This window comes from Microbacterium esteraromaticum (assembly GCF_900163815.1).
Classification (GTDB): domain Bacteria; phylum Actinomycetota; class Actinomycetes; order Actinomycetales; family Microbacteriaceae; genus Microbacterium; species Microbacterium esteraromaticum_B.
Genome location: NZ_FUKO01000019.1, coordinates 301,749 through 319,197, shown reverse-complemented (window position 1 = coordinate 319,197; position 17,449 = coordinate 301,749). Strand labels below are relative to the sequence as shown.

Sequence of the window (17,449 nt, the reverse complement as noted above, 5' to 3'; positions counted from 1 at the left end):
CGACCTCATGCCTTGAGAGGGTTGTCCTCCTGCAGCCTGGCGAAGACCAGGTCGTACAGCTCCGCCACCCGTCGGTTCTCCTGACGGAGCTCGAAGATCTGCCTTTCGAGCTCCGCCACCTTGAGAACCAGGTCGGCGGACGAACCGGCCTCGATCGCGTCGAGATCCAGCTTATTGACCTTCACTAGCGCGGCGTACGCCCCGGGGGCGACCTTACGCGCCAGTCTCCTCAGATGCTCCCTCATGAGTTCTCCCTCCGGTTCGATGTAGAGCGACCACCGGCGGCGATTCGCACCGTCTCCACCCTTCGAACCTGACCTGTGTCGATACGCCAGCCCTGGCGAAGAGTGTTCAGCGCCAGGCTGCAGTCCTGAATCTCGTCCTCGAGCCATTCCGTCGGCAGATGCCATGTGGAGGGGCGACCGTGCTCATAGTGTTTCGAAAAAGTCGAGTCGCTGATGATCTCGGCAAAGCCCTGCCCGCGAAGAACCAATTCGAGGAAACGGTAGAGTCCTCGGCGGCCCGCCTTGGGCAGCGCCTGCACGGAGTGGTGGGCGAACACAAACCACTCATCGCCGGTGCCGAGCATCCGTGCTCCGAACTCGAGAAGCGAAGCGGAGTCGTTGACGTTCAGATAGCGGAAGTCCACGAGGCCTTCGTCATCGTGTGCTCGAGCGAGGCGTAGCGCTTCGTGGCTATAGTCCACCGCGGTGACGCTGTGTCCGGACTTTGCGAGCTCCACCGACCAGCGACCGTCGCCGCAGCCCAGGTCCAGAATGCGAGCGTCGGGCGGCACATTCCGAAGGAACATCCTGATGGGTCGCCGCGCATCACCGAACCCGCGCGAGTCCTCGTTCTCCAGATACGACTTGTCCCAGTAGACGCGCCCGCTGTTGAACACGCCGAACCACGCCTCGAAACGTCGGCGGGTCGGGCGCGGTGTCTCGAACTTGAACGTCGGATCCGGTACTCGCCAGCCTTCTCCATAGGCGTATCCGAGCCACGCTTCGGGGACAGCGGGCCCTGGAAGTTCGATGCCATCGACCGTGTACGGACGGACGGGAACCAGATCCGACTCGGACACCTCCGGCCCGCGGAGCGCGAACGGCTGGCAGTACAGACCTTCGTGGAAGAATCCCGTGAAGATGTCGACGTAGTGATCCGGTTCCCCGGCGTCGTTGAAGAACTCGATCTCGAGGTGCGCCAGGCTGTGGCGAACGACGGTGTAGCCGCGCCGCTGAAGCGAACGCTCCATCTTGTAGGACGTCAGGCCGACGTCGATCGGATTCTCGGCCCGGCAGTAGAAGGCGAGGTCGACATCATCGTCGTGCGGCATCAGTCCGCCGTCGCGGACGATCCCCAACAGCGTGCCCCCGACGATATAGACCTCGTAGTCGCCCGCCTGCAGGTCGTCGACGAGCCGGCGGGCGCTTTCGAGAAGCTGGCGACCGATCTCCTCATCGCGTCCTTCGAGAACCGGCCCGAGACGATTCCACTTGGTCATCGCCAGCCAGCGTCCGCGGGCGTCCGTGAGCTCCAGCCGCTGCCGCGAACGACCGAACCGGATCTCGCGTGCATCCAGTTCGCGCCCCGTGGCCGAATCCGCGATCGTGAGTGAGGTGGCGCCTGAGAGCCTCGAGCGCAGTGCTTTCGGCCAGTCCAGGGCGATGACGCCGTCCTCCGCGTAAGGCACCCGCGCGGACCAGACGCGATGTCCGTCCATCCGGACATCCACGACGTCTGCGTCCTGGATCGTGAACGGATCCAAGATTATGCGTTGCTTGTCGACCTGCATCAGACGCCCAGAACCTCTACCGCTTCGTCGATCGGCCCATCGAAGATCTTCGTGCCCTTCTTCAGGACGATTCCGCGCTCGCACATCTCCTTGACCATACTCGTGCTGTGGCTGACGACCAGCATCGTGACCCCCTCGGCGGACAGTTCCTTGATCCTCGCCGCGCATTTCGCACGGAACGGTGCGTCTCCCACCGACAGCACCTCGTCGACCAGCAAGATATCGAGCTCGACGTGGATGGCCACGGAGAACGCCAGACGCATGAACATACCGGACGAGTAGTGCTTCACCTCTTGATCGATGAACTCGCCGATCTCGGAGAACTCCACGATCTCGTCGAAGCGACTGTCGATCTCGTCCTTCGACATTCCGAGTATCGCGGCATTGAGATAGACGTTCTCGCGCCCCGAAAGCTCCGGGTGGAATCCTGCACCGACCTCGATGAGTCCGGCGACTCGTCCCCGCGTGTACACGTTGCCGTCGTCGGGTTCGAGCACACCCGAAATGAGCTTCAGCGTGGTCGACTTACCCGAGCCGTTCAAGCCCATCACGGCGACGGCCTCACCCTGTCCCACCTGGAAACTCAGGTCCTCCAGCGCGCTGAACCTGTCGGCCCGGACCTTCTTGCCGCGAATCCAGCCGACGAAGGCTTCTTTGAACGAGTGAGTGTTGCGCTTCAGGAAGCGCTTGGAGACATGGCTCACCACGATGCTCGGGTGAGCGACCATTTGAGGGATATGAGGCGACATCACAGGTCCTGCGCAAAAGATCGTTCGAAGCGGCGGAACGTCGTCTGCCCAATCACGAGCATGGCCGCACAGAGCACCAGGGCAGCCAGCAGAGCGACGCCGAAGTCGGGCATGATGCTGTCCGTGGTGTCCCCCGTTCCGGTTGTGGGAGCCCAGAAGCCCTGATGGAACAGCTCCACCGCGACCGTCAGTGGGTTCCAGGTGTAAAGAGTGAACAACCAATCGTGGTTGGAGAGAGCGCCCTGCACGAGAATCCAAGGATAGAGCACCGGAGAGGTCCAGGTGGAGAACATGCGGATCAATTCGACGAAGTTCTGTGCATCGCGGAACCGGACGTTCATCGCCCCAAAAAACAGGCCGAGACCGAGCGAGAAGATCTGGATGATCACGATGCCGAGAACGACCCCTGCGAGGCCCATCATCGTCGGCTGCCAGCCGACGACCAGGCAGACGATGAGCAGAATCGCCACCTGCGGGAGGAAGTGCACGAACGCGATGATGATCGACGCGATCGGGAACAGCTCCCGCGGAAGATAGATCTTCTTGACGAGGGCACGATTGTCCACGATCGACGACGTCGCATTGCCGAATGCCTCGTTGAACAGGTTGACGGCGACGACGCCAGCGAACAGGTAGATCGGGAAGTTCTCGATTCCCCTGTTCTGGTTCATGATGACGCCCATCACGAAGTAATAGATGACGAACTGGGCCGCCGGCTTGACGTAGGACCATATCCACCCGAGAAGCGAGTTGCGGTATCGGGTGGCGGTTCCCTTGCGAATGAGAAGGCGCAACAGGTATCCGCGGGTGAAAACGTCGAGCAGGCCTCGGCCTCTACCGGGGACCTCGAATCCGCTCAGATCGATGGGCGCACCAAACGTCAACTTATCCGCCCTTCTATTCAAGTGTGCGGCATGCTAACCCGCAAAGCAACTCGGAAAGTATATCCAATATTGTCCGGGCAACCTGAGAGTCCGTGCGCATCACCCCGTGGGCATTCCATCGATCGTCCGAGTATCCACGGTCAGCCACAGGATTGCGGGGTTCGGACGCGCCGCAGGCACAAGTTTCCCCCCTGTGAGTGCATAGACGATTCCGTCGCTGGATGTGAGCAGCAGGCCTGTATCCGGCGATCCAGCACGCACCTGAAGGGTCTTGCACGTGGCGATGGACAGCGGAAGCGGCACAAATCCCCCGATCGCGGCTTTTGTAACGGGGTACAACTCACCGCGAGACGCCGTATAAGTTTGCGATCCACAGGTGACGAAGATGCCCACCGCGGGACCACCGACCGCTCGAGACGCGATGGCTTCCGGCGCTACCACCTGATAGCGCCCCAATACACCCAGATCCGCTGCCACACCCCAGTTCGGCAGGTGCATGCGGAACTCTCCATCTATCAGAGTCACGGCCGACTCAGCAGATGACCTGACCAGGGCGCCCTCGCCAGGGACGTCCGATGCGGGTAGAGCCGACAGATAGGCAGCGGATACCCGATGCAGGATCACCGGCGTGCCCGCTGCCGCCCTGCTGACGGCCGTAGCGTCCGGCAGCGCCGAGAACCCCCCGCCGACCGCAACCGACGTCCGTAACCCATCACTGAGGAATACCGGCGCATCGACTGCTGTACCGCCGATGCGTCCAGCGCAGACTTTCGAAGAGAGCGCGGTGACGGAACCTCCGGCAACCCGCGCCTCAGGTACCGCGCGAAGCCTGCCGCCGGCAGCCACGAAAGTCGAATTGCCGCATTTCGCGAACGGTGTGAGCGAAGCCCGCTTCTCCATTCCTGCGATGGCCGATGACGCGACGACGTCCGCACGGGATGGTAGACCGTACTCGACTGCCGTAGCCCAGTTAGGAAGGTGGATCAGCGTGTCGGAATCAACGAGCCACACCTCGGGTGTTCCGTTGACGCGGACGAATGTCCCAGTTGCGGGATAGCGCGACCCGATCGACACGCGTGACTTAAACGCGGATCCAGCTGTGAGTATCGTTGGCGCGATGCCGCCGTTGAGTTCACGCTGCTGCGCGTCGGTAGGTATCGGGCGATACTGCCCTCCGGCGAGCAGATAGACCTCACTCGAGGCCCCGAAACGGACGAAAACACCCGTACCGCGCAAAGCCGGTCCAGTCAGATCGAGGTAGGAGCATGTTACATCGGTAAGTGCTGTGGTCGTGAAACCGAGTGGGACATCATCTGACAGCGGACTCAGCTTGCCACCGGCGGCCACATAGTCCTTCCCCGCGCATCGCACGAACACGCTCAATGAGGTCGTTTCCTTGTACCCGGTGAGATCGACAGCCGGAACTACCGTCCCTACCTGCCTCGGCAGCCCGAGTTCAGCAGCGAGAGGCCACGATACTAAATGGTGAAGTACGCCGTCCTCATCCGGCAACCACACTTCGGGGGCGTCGGAGGCTTTCACAAATATGCCCGGCAAGAATCGCACCTGCTTGTCGATCGCCTTCGCGGTCTTCGCCGCTGCTGGCAACACGGCTGCGTATGGTATCTCTCCACCATTGCGCTGCTTAGCGACGGCATTGTCGTACAGCGGCGTGATCTTCGAACCGGCCAGTTCGTGAATTCGGCCGCCCGTCGTCAGACGCCCGAAGGATGTCATCTCCGCGCCAACCGCGAATCTCCCAAAGTCGTCGTCTGTGAGTACGACAAGAGCGGCGCCGCAGGCTCCGCCCCAGTCGGAAACAAGCCCACAGGAGGCGAAGCGATGCGTCTGCCCATCCTGCAGCATGGCCACAGTACCACTCGACGCGTTCTTCACATACAGATCCGCGAACGACCCTTCCTGGTATCGGGTCAGAACATTGGCGTCAACGTTCACCGGTGAATCGAACACCCGCTTGTACTCCGCATAAGCGACCGCAGTCACGTGATATCGATTTTCGCCGGAAAGCAGCCACACGGCAGGTCCGACCTTCACCAGGCCCTGATTCGGGCTAGCGGCAGCCTGCGTCGAGCCGAACCAGTCCGTGAAGTAGTTGTAGAAGTTGCGGTTTCCGTAGGCACCACAGGGTTTGGCTTCCCCGTATCCGGCGGCGAGAGCTGCCGCATTCGGCTGATACGGCGTGTAGTAGTACATAGCAGAAGTCGCCTTGTTGGCGACGTACACGGGAGCTCGACCGCATGACGTGTTCGGGTTGTAAAGGATGTTCCAAGTCTTACCAGGCGCATACCACGTGAAGTACCTGCCCTCCATGTACAGCTGCATCTGACGAGCCGCCCCATACATCTGTGTGAAGAAACCTGCAGAACCCGGGTCGCAAGGCGCTGTATCCGGACAATTGAACCCCATGGCGATGCCATATCGCCCCGGGCTGGGGTAGGTGTGCGAGACGAGCCCCTGCTCCTTCTGCAACATGACGATCAGCACCTGGGGATTAATACCGCAGGACTGGGCGACCTTGTAAATGATGCGCGCGGCGGACTCGCTCGAGGCACCGGCATAGCCGTTGCAGTACGCGTCCCCGCTCCGTGTCCTCGTCGAGATCCTTAGGTCCTTCAGACATGTGTAGCCGGACCGGCACGTCCTCACCTTGGAGTTCAAGAACGCCTGGATCTGCGCCTCCGTCATGGACGACTTGGCGGTGAACACCGCATCACTGATTATGTTGCCGGGATTGAACCCCGCCAGTGATGTCTTGACCGGTCCGCCCGCAACACCCGCTGTCACCGTGGACGACACGCCGACAGAGCTCGCAGCGACGGGTGCGGATGCCGCCGATGCAGGCACCGCAGTGCCGAAGATCAGCGCGACTACGGCGGTGATGGTGGCGGCCCACCGGGCCGACTTCAAGGCGCGTCGGGACCGCGAACCATGCAAAGACATGTGACTAGTGTGACGGAAGATGCAGAATGATGCCACTGTGGCAACGGCATAGCAAACCAACGATCCTCTGCAGTGTCTCTACAACTCGGCATGCAGCGCCCACACGCGCTCCGCTGAACTCGCCCACGAGAACGCTCGCGCGCGGTCGGATGCCAGCACCCGAAGGCGGTTCTCGCCGGACCCCAAAGCATCCGCCAGCGCATCATCCAACTCCCCGGCATCCACCACCACTCCCCCGTCGGCGATCACGTCGTGATGCACTCCAGAGTCGACTGCGATCAGCGGAACACCGAGCGACATCGCCTCGATCACTCGCCACGGCCACGCCCTCGCGGTCGACGTCGCAACAACCGCCGCCGCACCACCGAGCACCGCGGCACGATCGCTGTCTCCAAGCACGCCACGGATGTGCGCGCGCCGCTCGGGGACTCCGGCAGCCGACGCGGCGTCCGCCAGAGCAGGTTCGGTTCCTTCGACAGCATCGATCATGACGACAGCCGTATCGGCTCGTGCCGCAGCACGGAAGCCCGCCGCCAGCGAATCACCATCGCCAGTCACGACTACATAGTTCTCAGGCAGTTGAAGGTCTTCGCGGCGCAGGACGGCGTCATCGGGCACCTGGAACCCCTGCGGTGCCGCGCCGGCGATGACGCGGATCCGTGCGCCCAGTCGGGTGATGTCCGACAGCTTCTCAGCCATCGCGTGTGTGGGCACGACCACAGCATCCGCATGCTTAACCGCCCGCTTGAGCATCGCCCGCTGCCAGGTCACGCTCGACTTCGGGAGAGTCTCCGGTGACTCCCACGCGCGCAGATCCCACACCGTGACGGTCGTCTGGTCGCTGTCGTGCGCACGATCATGTTTCACCAGTGGCGCCATCAGACTCGGCGCATGGATCAATCCGCCACCGACCCCAGGTGCGAGTCCCACCTGCCAGGCCGCCGCGAGTTCACGTCGCGCGAGGTGTAGGGCTCGCACATTCTGTAGACCAGGAATCTGAAGGTCAGCGCCCGTGGGCGTCAACGCGGAAACGACGCATCCGCGCGGGGCCGTCGCGACCAACCCAGCCGCCAACGACATCGCGGCTCTGGCCTGATCAGCGTCGACGACCTGTACCGCCTGATCGAGCACGATCCGCAGCTGCACACTCATGAAATCAGCGTAGCGGCGGCGGCGACGATCGCCCCGAGGCGGGGCCGATCAGCATCCCTCATTCGGCTGGAGTCTCCTTCTTGGGCGGATGCAGCGCCACAGCCACCATTTCATGGATCACCCCGTAGTCCGGGTCCGTCTCGCTGACGCCGTTGTCGGGCGTCAACTCGATCTGCGTCACCTTCTGCTTCTTCGCCTTCAGCATCAGGTCGAAGAACTCCGGCAGCTTGTCCTTGGGCAGATCTGTGTCGATCAGCACCGTGCCGGCAGATGCGAGCTCGTTGAACCGCGCCAGCACGTTCTCCGGCGTGAACTGGTCGAGAATCGCGACCTGAAGCTCGCGCTGACGCTTCATGCGGTCCCAGTCGCTGGTCGTATAACGTGACCGCGCGTACCACTGCGCGGTATCGCCATCCATGTGCTGCAGTCCGGGTTCGATCCAGCCGATCGCCCAGTCCGCGGCAGGCTGATCCTTGTATGCCGGTCCGCCACCCTTCGGCAGCCGCTCAGTCACCTCGATCTGCACACCACCGAGCGCATCGACGAGTTGCGCGAACCCGTTCATGTCGACGAACACGTAGTACGGGATCTCAATGCCCAGCACGCCCTCCGCGGCGTCCTTCGTGGCTTCGATGCCGGGGGCGGAACCGTGCGCGGCGGCATCCGGATACAGGCTGGCACCTTCGTCCTCACGGCACACCTCGGCCGCATAGCGCACGAGGTTCATCCACGGATTCCAACCGCAGGTGTCGCTGGAGTGTCCCTGGAACCCATCCGGGTACAGCTCGCGCATAGGGCTGCCCTCGCTGAACGGTGCGTGCGGAAGCTCGCGCGGGATGCCGGTGATCGTCACCGCTCCGCTGGCGGCATTCACTGACACGACCGAGATGCTGTCGAAACGCATCGAGTCGCGTCCGTCGCCGCTGTCCGCACCCAGGAGCAGGATGTTGTAATAGCCGTCGCTGGGCGGCAGGCTCGGCCCGCTGTTTCCGAAGATCGTGCCGAGCGCCCCCCGGCTCGACGCGGCGACCGTCGATCCGTAGACGGCTCCTGATCCGATGAGCGCGAGCACGAGCACGGATGCCACTGGTACGGCCCACCGCGAGATCGGCGGCACCTTCACCAGCCGCACCAGCCGCACCGTATCGATGGTCAGCACGACCCACAGCACGGCGTAGCCGATCAGCAGCAGTTGCACGAGCGTCAGCACGATCCACGAGAGTGCGCCGGTGAAGATCGACACCAGCACGCCGCGTGCGAAAAGGCCGAGCCCTGCGGCGACGACGATCAAGAACCAGCCCAGCAACGTCGCACCGAGCCCGAAGCGGCCGAGTCGACGATTTCCGGCCAGCACCTGCGCGGAGCCCGGTACGAGTACGTTCCACACGACCAGCCACCACGCGCGCCGTCCCATCAGCGCAGGATCAGCAGCATCCGGGTGTCGCAGCGGTTTCGTCTCGACGAGCGGGCGCGCGCGCTCTGAGGAGGCGCGCGGAGCCGCCAAGATCACAGCGAGTCCTTCAACCGCTGGTTCTTCTGCTCCACCTGCGCTTCGAGTTCGTCTGCGTATGCCTCGACCTGATCGGCGAGACCGGCATCGGAGGTAGCAAGGATGCGCGCGGCCAGAAGCCCCGCGTTGCGTGCCCCGCCGATGGAGACCGTCGCCACCGGAATACCGGCGGGCATCTGCACGATCGACAGCAGCGAGTCCATGCCGTCGAGGTATGCCAGCGGGACGGGCACGCCGATAACAGGGAGCGCAGTGACGGATGCCAGCATCCCCGGCAGGTGCGCGGCTCCGCCGGCGCCGGCGATGATCACTCGGATGCCGCGCCCGCGCGCCTCGCGGCCGTAGGCCATGAGCTTCTCCGGCGTGCGATGTGCCGAGACGACCTCGACCTCATGCGGGATGCCGAAGTCGGAGAGCGCCTGGGAGGCGTCGCTCATGACCCGCCAATCGGAGTCGGAACCCATCACGACACCGACCAGGGGCGCGCTCGAGGAGTGCAGTGGCTCAGTCACCTTGACAGGCTACGGCCCGCCGCTGGGAGAACGTCGCAACGGCACGCCCCGAGCGTTCAGTCGAAGTGCGCAGCCGCGGCACGCGCGACATAGACGACATCATCGAGGACATCCCCGGTGACGTTGACATGACCGACCTTGCGGCCGGGGCGCGGTGCTTTGCCGTAAGTGTGGATCTTTGCTTCCGGATACTCGGCCATCGCCTGTGCGAAGCGATCCTCCAGTGCCCCATCGAGCGGGCCACCGAGGATGTTCACCATCACCGTCCACGGCGAGCGCGGCTCGGTGCGACCGAGCGGCAGGTCCGCGACAGCGCGCAGGTGCTGCTCGAACTGACCGGTGACCGAGCCGTCCTGGCTCCAGTGGCCGCTGTTGTGCGGGCGCATCGCCAGCTCATTGACGAGAATGCGCTCGTCGTCGGTCTCGAACAGCTCGACAGCCAGCATCCCGGTGACCCCGACCCCCGCCGCGATCTGGCAGCCGATCTGCTCGGCGACCTGCACGAGTCGTCCGCTTGTCGCCGGCGCCGGCGCGATGACCTCAGCGCACACACCGTCGCGCTGCATGGTCTCCACGACGGGATACGCGATCATGTCGCCGTTCGGGCGCCGCGCGATCTGCTGCGCGAGCTCACGAGTGAACGAGACCAGCTCCTCGACCAGCAGGGCATCGCCTTCCGCAAGCTCGGCGAGCCAGTCGGCGGCATCCGTGCCGGCACGCACCACGCGCACACCCTTGCCGTCGTACCCGCCACGTGGCGTCTTGACGACGGCTCCACCGCCGTGATCGTCGATGAACGCCTGCAGCTGGTCGGCGTTCTGCACGGCTGCCCAATCCGGCTGCGGAACCCCCAGCTCGGCCAGGCGCGCACGCATGACGATTTTGTCCTGCGCGTACTGCAGGGCATCCGGTCCTGGATGCACCTGCACGCCGTCCGCGACGAGCGCCCGCATGATCTCCTGCGGCACATGCTCATGGTCGAACGTGACGACATCCACGCCGCGCACGAACTCGCGAACGATCTCCAGGTCGCGATAGTCGCCGATGGCCGTGGCAGCCAGCTGCGCGGACATGCCTTCGCCTTCAGCGAGAACCCGCAACTCGATGCCGAGTTCCACCGCCGGAGCAATCATCATCCTGGCGAGCTGTCCTCCGCCGATCACGCCTACGCGCACCGTCATCCGCGACCCCTTTCGTCAGACCTATTCTCGCGCACTCGGCGACGCAGGATCACCGGGCCGTGCTCACGCGGAGAAGTTGGAGTGCTCGTCGCGGTGCGCGAGGATCTGATTCACTTCGATCTGATCAGCGAGAACCTCGTGCACGAGACTGGCATTCGGCACATTTAACAGGCGCAGCGGCGCATCGACGCCGTTGCTCAGTGCGATCGTGCCAGCACCCCACATCCGCTGGAAGAGCCCGCGACGAACGGCGATGGAATACCCACGGGTGTGCGACAGCTCGCGTCGGCGGCGCGCGCCAAGACCATCGCGCACGATCACACGTCGTGTGGTCACCGTGTACGTGCGCGACAACCATACGAGAAACGGAAAGACGACCAGCAGCATCACGACGAACGCGGCAGCGGCGAGCAGCATCCAGTTCTCGAAACCAGTCGGCAGGTTGTCGTAGAAGAACGCTGTCGCTCCGCACACGCCGATCATCACCAGCGCCGACCAGAACAGCCGGCGCGCATGCCCGCGGAACCGCGCCACCAGAAGCTCCTCGACGGGAGCGCCCGGGGGCGGCATCATCGGCCGTCCTCCCAGAGTCATGGGTTGGGTCACACCTTCATTGTGCCTGCGCGATGTAGGAACAATGGTCGGCGCGCCGTCCTTCGGGTTGGGCAGCACCCTTCGACAGGCGCAGGGACCCAGTAGGTGGCTCCGGGACCCAGTAGGTGGCTCCGGGAAGTCAGGCGAGTCGCGCGTGGACGACGTCACCGGCGGAGATGATGTGCTCTTCGGTGCCGTCATCGACGACGAGGCGGCCGTCATCAGCGAGGCGCTGGGCTCGTCCGCTGAGGATGCTGCCGTCCGGCAGCGAGACGTTCACCTGCTGCCCCAGGGTCACACAGCACGCCACGGCTGCAGCATGCAGGTCCGAGGCGACGGCGTCCTCTTCGCCTCGCAGCGCGCGCACGAAACCGTCGAGACGAATCAGGTAGTCCGCGAGCAGCCGGTCGACGTCCACCTCGACGCCGAGTACCGCGAACGAAGTCGCCGTGGGCACCGGCAGCTGCGGGGCCGTCATCGCCGTGTTGACGCCGGTGCCGATTATCACGGCATCCCCCGCGACCTCCGCGAGGATGCCGCAGATCTTGTCCCCCTCGACGAGCACGTCGTTGGGCCATTTGAGCCCCACGTCTCGCCCGGGCAGCTGGTCTGCGACGGCACCGGTCATTGCGACTCCAGCTGCGAGCGGAAGCCAGCCGCGCGCCTCCATCTCTGCAGGAAGTTCGCGAAGCAGCACCGAGACGGCGAGCGCCGTACCCGGCGGAGTGGTCCACTGCCGATCCAGCCGACCCCGACCAGCGGTCTGACTGTCGGTGAGCAGCACCGAAAGATGCGGCCAGGCCGCCGCATCCGCTCCCCTGCCACGCAGTTCTGCGTTCGTCGAGCCGCACTCACCGAGAACCAGCACGTGCGAGGCGATGGATGCCGTCCGCGTCAGTTCCATTCAGTCCTCGTCATCTGCATCGTCATCATCGTCGTCATCATCATCCACATCGATGTCGTCGGCATCGCGCACATGCCACTGATCCCACTTCTGCATGAGCTGCTCAATCGCTGCGTGGAATTTCGCGGTCGCGACGCCCTGTGTGGTGTCGCCGAAGTAGTGCTGCACCCAGGTGTGCAGTCGCGCCACGGCATCGTCATCGACGCTGACGCGATCGACTTCACCGACGATGTTCGCGGCGCCGCCGACGGTGAGCCATTCGCAGGCCGACAGGTAGCCCTTCACATCGATGGATGCCCGTTCGTCGGCAGGACGGGTGATCAGCAGCGGCTTGCCCGCCGCCAAGCGGTCATAGACCATCGCGGAGATATCCACGATCGCGACGTCAGCCGACGCGAGTTGCCAGCCGAGCTCTGGACCATGATCGTAAAAGTGCTGAGCCGCGGGATCGGAGGCATTGGCCTGCGCGATCGCGGCGAGGATGCGTCGATGCGCGGCACCGTACTCATCGTCCACGACACCACTGCGCGGATGCGGCCGGTAGATCACCCGATGCCGGCCCGTGCCGAGCAGCCCGTTGACGATCGCCTCACCGTGCGTCGCCACCGAGCCGTAGTGCGCCGAAGGCCGATCACCCTCCCAGGTCGGGGCGTAGAGCACAACCATCCGCTCGTCGGGCGTGTACGGCAGCACACCCGAGTAGTGGTCGGCCTGCGGGCGCCCGATCTCGATCGTCTTGCGCTCGATGTCATAGTCCCAGAGGGTGCGGGTCAGGCGGTCGCGTGCGGCTTGACCGGCGACGAGCGCGTAGTCGTACGCCTTGTACTGGTTCGTCGTCATGTACGTCTTGTCGGACTCGCCGTGGTTGATGAACACGTGCCAGCGGCGACCGTAGCGGAACATCTGAAAGTTGCGGGTGTTCTGGTTGACGTACAGCACCACGCGGATATCCTGCTTCGCCAGGAACTTCTCGAGGTTGCGCACCGTGGGCACGAAAGCCACCGGCGGCCCGTCTTCCGCCAGAAGCTTCTCGGCCGCGGTCGCGCTGCGCGCCAGCACAACCACCGGCCACCGCTCGGCGAGATCAGCCAGCGGTCGATACCACTGGCGCATCTGGTACATGTTCACGTCGCCGTCCGCGAAGTACACCGCGACCTGGAAACGACCTTCCGGGTGCGGCCCCTGCCCGGAGAGGGTTCGTCGGACCCGCTGCACCGCTGAGCGTGACGCGAGCGCCTTTCGCAGCAGCCGATATGCCTTCTTTCCATCCGAGACGACACTCATCCCTCCAGAATACTGGCCGACCGTGCGCTCTCACTATGGATCGACTGGCACGCGATCCTGCATACCCTTCGCATTTGCACCCACGCCCGCATGACATGATCAACGGATGAGCGCGAATGACAGGACCGAAGCCGAGGGAGTGTCGTTCGTCATGCCCGTGCTCAACGAACGCGACTACCTGGAACATGCTGTGCGGTCGGTGCTCGCACAGGACATCGATGGTCCGACGGAGCTCGTGCTGGCGCTGGGCCCCTCCACCGACGGAACGACCGAACTCGCACAGCAGCTGGCCGCAGGCGATGAGCGACTGCGCCTCGTCGACAATCCGGCGGCTCACATTCCCGTCGGCTTGAACGCTGCCATCCGCGCGAGCCGCTACCCCACGATCATCCGTGTCGATGCGCACTCCGAGCTCTCCCCCGGCTACGCCAGCCTGGCTCTGGCCACGCTCAACCGCACGGGGGCCGCGAACGTCGGCGGCGTCATGCGCGCCGAAGGGCGCACACCTTTCCAACGCGCTGTCGCGAGGCTGTACAACTCCCCGATCGGGCTCGGCGGCGGCGCCTACCACGGCAGTGATCGTGAGGGCGCAGCAGAATCCGCCTATCTGGGAGTGATGCGTCGCGACGTTCTCGATGAGGTCGGCCTGTTCGACGAGACAATCCGCAGAGGAGAGGACTGGGAGCTGAATCTGCGCATTCGTCAGGCTGGACACCTCGTCTGGTTCGATCCCCAGCTTTCGGTGACCTACTGGCCGCGTGAGAGCTGGTGGCGATTGGCCAGGCAGTTCCGTGCGACCGGCGCCTGGCGCGGCGAACTCGTGCGTCGATTCGGCCGCAGCAACGGGCTGCGCTTCTTCGCGCCACCCGCGCTGGTGATCGTGACGGCACTGGCTGCAGTCGTCGGACTACTGCAACTGACCGGCGTGCTCTCCGGCATCGCGCGTGTTGTCGCGTCACTGGTCTACCTGCCCCTGCTCGCCTACGCGATTCTGATCGTCGCGGTCGGCGTCTCCGGTGGCAAGGGGATGCGCGAGCGGTTGTGGACCATGGCAGCGCTGCCCACCATGCACATCTCTTGGGGAATGGGATTCCTCGCCGGAGTCATGCGCGGCGCGGGCGACACCATCGATGCGTCCCGCCTGGGCGATCGCAACACACCGCTGCCCTGAGCATCGCGGCTTGGCTCAGGGCGTCAGCCAGCCCTGATCGAGGATGCGGCAGACCACGCGCTCCGCGGCGTCGCCGTCGTCGAGCTTGTTGAACTGCGAGACCCACGCGGCGTACCGTTCGCGGTAGGCGACCGCGACTTCCGGCTCTTCCAAGGCCCGGACGAGTTCTTCCTGCGTGTGCACGAGCGGACCGGGCGCGCGCTCAGAGAGATCGAAGTAGAAGCCGCGCAGCTCGCCCCGGTAGTGCTCGAGATCCGGCACGAGGAAATACATCGGCCGTCCTGTCACGCTGAAGTCGAACATCACCGAGGAGTAGTCCGTGATGAGTGCATCCGCGATCAACAGCAGGCGTGCGGTCTCGGGGAATCCCGTGACGTCGATGACCCGCGCCCCGGTGTGGTCCCGACCGGGCTTGATCGTGCGCGAATGCCCTCGCACCAGCACGACCGAGTCAGTCTGGGCCGCGAGTTCCTGCGGGTCGATGAAGTCGACCATTTCTGAGCGATCATCGCGCCACGTGGGCGCGTACAGCAGCACCCGCTCCTGTTCGCCGATTCCGAGCGCCTCGCGGATCGGCGCCGGGTCCCCGGTGGTGAACAGGTCATTGCGCGGGTATCCCTCGGTCCAGATCGGCTTTCCGAAGAACGCATATGCCTTTTTGAGAATGTTCGCCGCGTATCCGTTCTGCGCGAGCAGAACATCCCATCGGCGCGATTCCTTGACCACCGCCGCCATGCGCCTCGGGTCGAAACCCGGGCGGTGCAGCGCGAGACGCTTGAGCGGGGTCCCGTGCCAGGTCTGCAGCACGCGCTGGCCGGGTTTGCGCACGAACCGACGACGCAGCCAGTCGTTGACGATCAGCATCCGCGATTCTGCTCGTGCCCGCCACCACTCCGGCCCGCCCTCGACGACAGCGACAGCCCCCTCGGGGATCTCTACAGAGAGATCAGTGACGCTCCAGTAGCGTGTGACGGCGGGCGCCCGTTCGGCGATGACGCGATCGATCGCCCGCGGGTTGCAGCCAGCAGTCTGCCCGTAGAAGCTCTCGAAGAACACCGCGTTCTCGCCGGCGCCGATCTGCGACGCGTACCGCTGCTCGAGGGTGCGCTGGCCCTCGGGCGTTTCGTAGACCGGTGCGAGCGGCGGGGCGATCTCGACGCTGCTCCCTTGCACCTCGATGCGCAGAATCGGCAGCAGGGTCGGCGCGATCTCGATACCGGACAGGTCGATGCCCGCGACAGTCAGTTCATACGCTCCCGAAGGCAGCGGCAGGTCAGCACCGCCCCACCGCGAGGCACGAAGCACGAACGTCGCCTTCCACGTCTTGCCGCCGCCGGTGAGCTTCGCGACCACGCGTGCACGTGGCCCCTCGAGCACAGCGGATGCTGGCCGCTCCCCCGTTCCTGCGATTATCAGCGTCTCGGCGTGTTCATCGATCCGGGCAGTCGTCATCGTTCTCCCTTCGGCGCGGAGATGCCTCTCGCGCGGATCGCCTGGTATACCCGTCGGGTGTTGTGGCCATCGTTGTATGCGTGAATCTGGGCGCTGAGTGCGGTGGAGCGTGCCGCACGCGCGGCCATCGATCCGGCGTCACCGAGCAGCTGGTCGAGCTGATCGATGGCCTCTTCCCAGCTGCGTGCGTAGTCGTCGCCGGCCACGTCGGTGTAGCTTCCGTAGAAACCCCGCTCTTGACCGTATTCCTCGGCATCCGGAGCAAGGTACACCACCGGCATGGCCAGCAGTCCGACGTCGTATGCCATCGACGAATAGTCGGTGATGAGAGTGTCGATTCGAGGCAGAGCAGGTGTCGCATCGGGCAGCAGGTCAGCGCTCAGCATCCGCACCCTTCCGCTCGACCACGGCGGTGAATACACGCCCTCGCCCAGCGGGTGGGAGCGGATGAACAGGATGGCGTCGTGCTCCTCGAGCATCCGCACGATCCGCACCCATTCGGCAGCGCGCGGAACGGCCGGGTCTGTCGCCCCGTCGCGCCAGGTCGGGGCATACAGCAGCGTGCGCTGCGACGGCAGCAGAGGGCCGGTGCGGGTGAGCAGAGCGGATGCTGCGGCACGTCGCTCCGCCGCGCCGCCCGCTGACAGCACATCCACGCGCGGCTCACCGGTGACGACCACGCGGTCATCGCCGAGACCGAACGCCGATTCGAGACGACCTCGCGATCGATGCGATGCGGCGGGCAGCACGCGAATGCGCTGAGCGGCTGCCCGGTATGCGGAAGTCAGGAGGCGTCGCACCAGCGACGCTGCGGGAATGCCCGCGGGCACCTGCACCGTCACCGGAGAATCCAGGCCGATGCGCTTGAGCGGAATGCCATGCCAGAGCTGCACCACGAAGCCGCCGGAGCTGGCGTAGCGGTTCACGTCGCCGAGCCCGTGCGTCACAACGATGACCCCGGCGCGAGCGGTCGCCCACCATCCGAGCAGGCCATCACGATTACGCGTGCGGATGCCGAGTGCTCGCGCGTCGGCCTGCTCTCGCGGCGACCGCACCAGCCACAGTGTGCGGTGCCCGGCCATGGTCGCTTCGCGATGAAGCGCAAGCGCTCCGTCGCCGATGCCGGCACCGCATCCGAATACCCAGGTGCGGCCACGCGGCACGATCAGCGTTCCTATGCGCCCGATGGCATACATCGGCATCCGGAGCAGCTTCGCCGCGTTGCCGGTTCCGAACGAGAAGGACGCCACCCCGCGAGCTTATCGCGGGGTGACGTCCGAATCGGTACGCGAAAGCGAGA

General features: G+C 64.7%; 15 protein-coding genes. 1 reads left to right on the top strand and 14 read right to left on the bottom strand.

Annotation, left to right across the window (positions count from 1 at the left end; translation table 11 throughout):
- Positions 1 to 5: 5 nt before the first annotated feature.
- The 12 genes from FM104_RS06965 to FM104_RS06910 all read right to left on the bottom strand — a co-directional run bounded on the left by FM104_RS06965 (position 6) and on the right by FM104_RS06910 (position 13,526).
- Positions 6 to 245 (bottom strand): DUF6752 domain-containing protein, encoded by a 240-nt coding sequence (locus FM104_RS06965; protein ID WP_087130712.1) that lies wholly within the window; start codon positions 243 to 245, stop codon positions 6 to 8.
- Positions 242 to 1,723: a class I SAM-dependent methyltransferase gene (locus FM104_RS06960; protein ID WP_179206708.1), complete on the bottom strand. Its 1,482-nt coding sequence runs from the start codon at positions 1,721 to 1,723 to the stop codon at positions 242 to 244. The genes FM104_RS06965 and FM104_RS06960 overlap by 4 nt, the downstream gene beginning before the upstream one ends.
- A gap of 71 nt (positions 1,724 to 1,794) precedes the next feature.
- Positions 1,795 to 2,544, bottom strand: a complete 750-nt coding sequence (locus FM104_RS06955) for an ABC transporter ATP-binding protein (protein WP_256971552.1) — start codon at positions 2,542 to 2,544, stop codon at positions 1,795 to 1,797.
- Positions 2,544 to 3,338 carry an ABC transporter permease gene (locus FM104_RS06950; protein ID WP_256971551.1) on the bottom strand — a complete coding sequence of 265 codons (795 nt, stop codon included), beginning with the start codon at positions 3,336 to 3,338 and terminating at the stop codon, positions 2,544 to 2,546. The genes FM104_RS06955 and FM104_RS06950 overlap by 1 nt, the downstream gene beginning before the upstream one ends.
- 189 nt (positions 3,339 to 3,527) lie before the next feature.
- Entirely contained in the window at positions 3,528 to 6,389 is a 2,862-nt protein-coding gene (locus FM104_RS16485) for a hypothetical protein (RefSeq protein ID WP_179206707.1), read from the bottom strand.
- 78 nt (positions 6,390 to 6,467) lie between these two features.
- Complete coding sequence (locus tag FM104_RS06940) at positions 6,468 to 7,541, bottom strand: glycosyltransferase (protein WP_087130708.1); 1,074 nt, start codon at positions 7,539 to 7,541, stop codon at positions 6,468 to 6,470.
- Between the two features lie 58 nt (positions 7,542 to 7,599).
- Positions 7,600 to 9,051 carry an LCP family protein gene (locus FM104_RS06935; RefSeq protein ID WP_087130707.1) on the bottom strand — a complete coding sequence of 484 codons (1,452 nt, stop codon included), beginning with the start codon at positions 9,049 to 9,051 and terminating at the stop codon, positions 7,600 to 7,602.
- Positions 9,048 to 9,515: a 5-(carboxyamino)imidazole ribonucleotide mutase gene (purE, locus tag FM104_RS06930; RefSeq protein WP_087130706.1), complete on the bottom strand. Its 468-nt coding sequence runs from the start codon at positions 9,513 to 9,515 to the stop codon at positions 9,048 to 9,050. The genes FM104_RS06935 and purE overlap by 4 nt, the downstream gene beginning before the upstream one ends.
- A 104-nt stretch (positions 9,516 to 9,619) precedes the next feature.
- Complete coding sequence (locus tag FM104_RS06925; protein WP_087130705.1) at positions 9,620 to 10,744, bottom strand: 5-(carboxyamino)imidazole ribonucleotide synthase; 1,125 nt, start codon at positions 10,742 to 10,744, stop codon at positions 9,620 to 9,622.
- 63 nt (positions 10,745 to 10,807) lie between these two features.
- The gene (locus FM104_RS06920; protein ID WP_087130704.1) at positions 10,808 to 11,338 is read right to left on the bottom strand and encodes a PH domain-containing protein; all 531 of its coding nucleotides are present in this window, start codon (positions 11,336 to 11,338) and stop codon (positions 10,808 to 10,810) included.
- A gap of 139 nt (positions 11,339 to 11,477) precedes the next feature.
- Positions 11,478 to 12,242 carry a biotin--[acetyl-CoA-carboxylase] ligase gene (locus FM104_RS06915; RefSeq protein WP_087130703.1) on the bottom strand — a complete coding sequence of 255 codons (765 nt, stop codon included), beginning with the start codon at positions 12,240 to 12,242 and terminating at the stop codon, positions 11,478 to 11,480.
- Positions 12,243 to 13,526 (bottom strand): CDP-glycerol glycerophosphotransferase family protein, encoded by a 1,284-nt coding sequence (locus FM104_RS06910; RefSeq protein WP_087130702.1) that lies wholly within the window; start codon positions 13,524 to 13,526, stop codon positions 12,243 to 12,245.
- Between the two features lie 106 nt (positions 13,527 to 13,632).
- Here FM104_RS06910 and FM104_RS06905 point away from each other — a divergent pair, with 106 nt between their 5' ends.
- Entirely contained in the window at positions 13,633 to 14,697 is a 1,065-nt protein-coding gene (locus tag FM104_RS06905; protein WP_087130701.1) for a glycosyltransferase family 2 protein, read from the top strand.
- Between the two features lie 15 nt (positions 14,698 to 14,712).
- Here the strand turns inward: FM104_RS06905 and FM104_RS06900 are convergent, their stop codons facing one another.
- Both FM104_RS06900 and FM104_RS06895 read right to left on the bottom strand, forming a co-directional pair.
- Positions 14,713 to 16,149 (bottom strand): CDP-glycerol glycerophosphotransferase family protein, encoded by a 1,437-nt coding sequence (locus FM104_RS06900; RefSeq protein WP_087130700.1) that lies wholly within the window; start codon positions 16,147 to 16,149, stop codon positions 14,713 to 14,715.
- Entirely contained in the window at positions 16,146 to 17,399 is a 1,254-nt protein-coding gene (locus tag FM104_RS06895; protein ID WP_087130699.1) for a CDP-glycerol glycerophosphotransferase family protein, read from the bottom strand. The genes FM104_RS06900 and FM104_RS06895 overlap by 4 nt, the downstream gene beginning before the upstream one ends.
- Between the last annotated feature and the right edge of the window lie 50 nt (positions 17,400 to 17,449).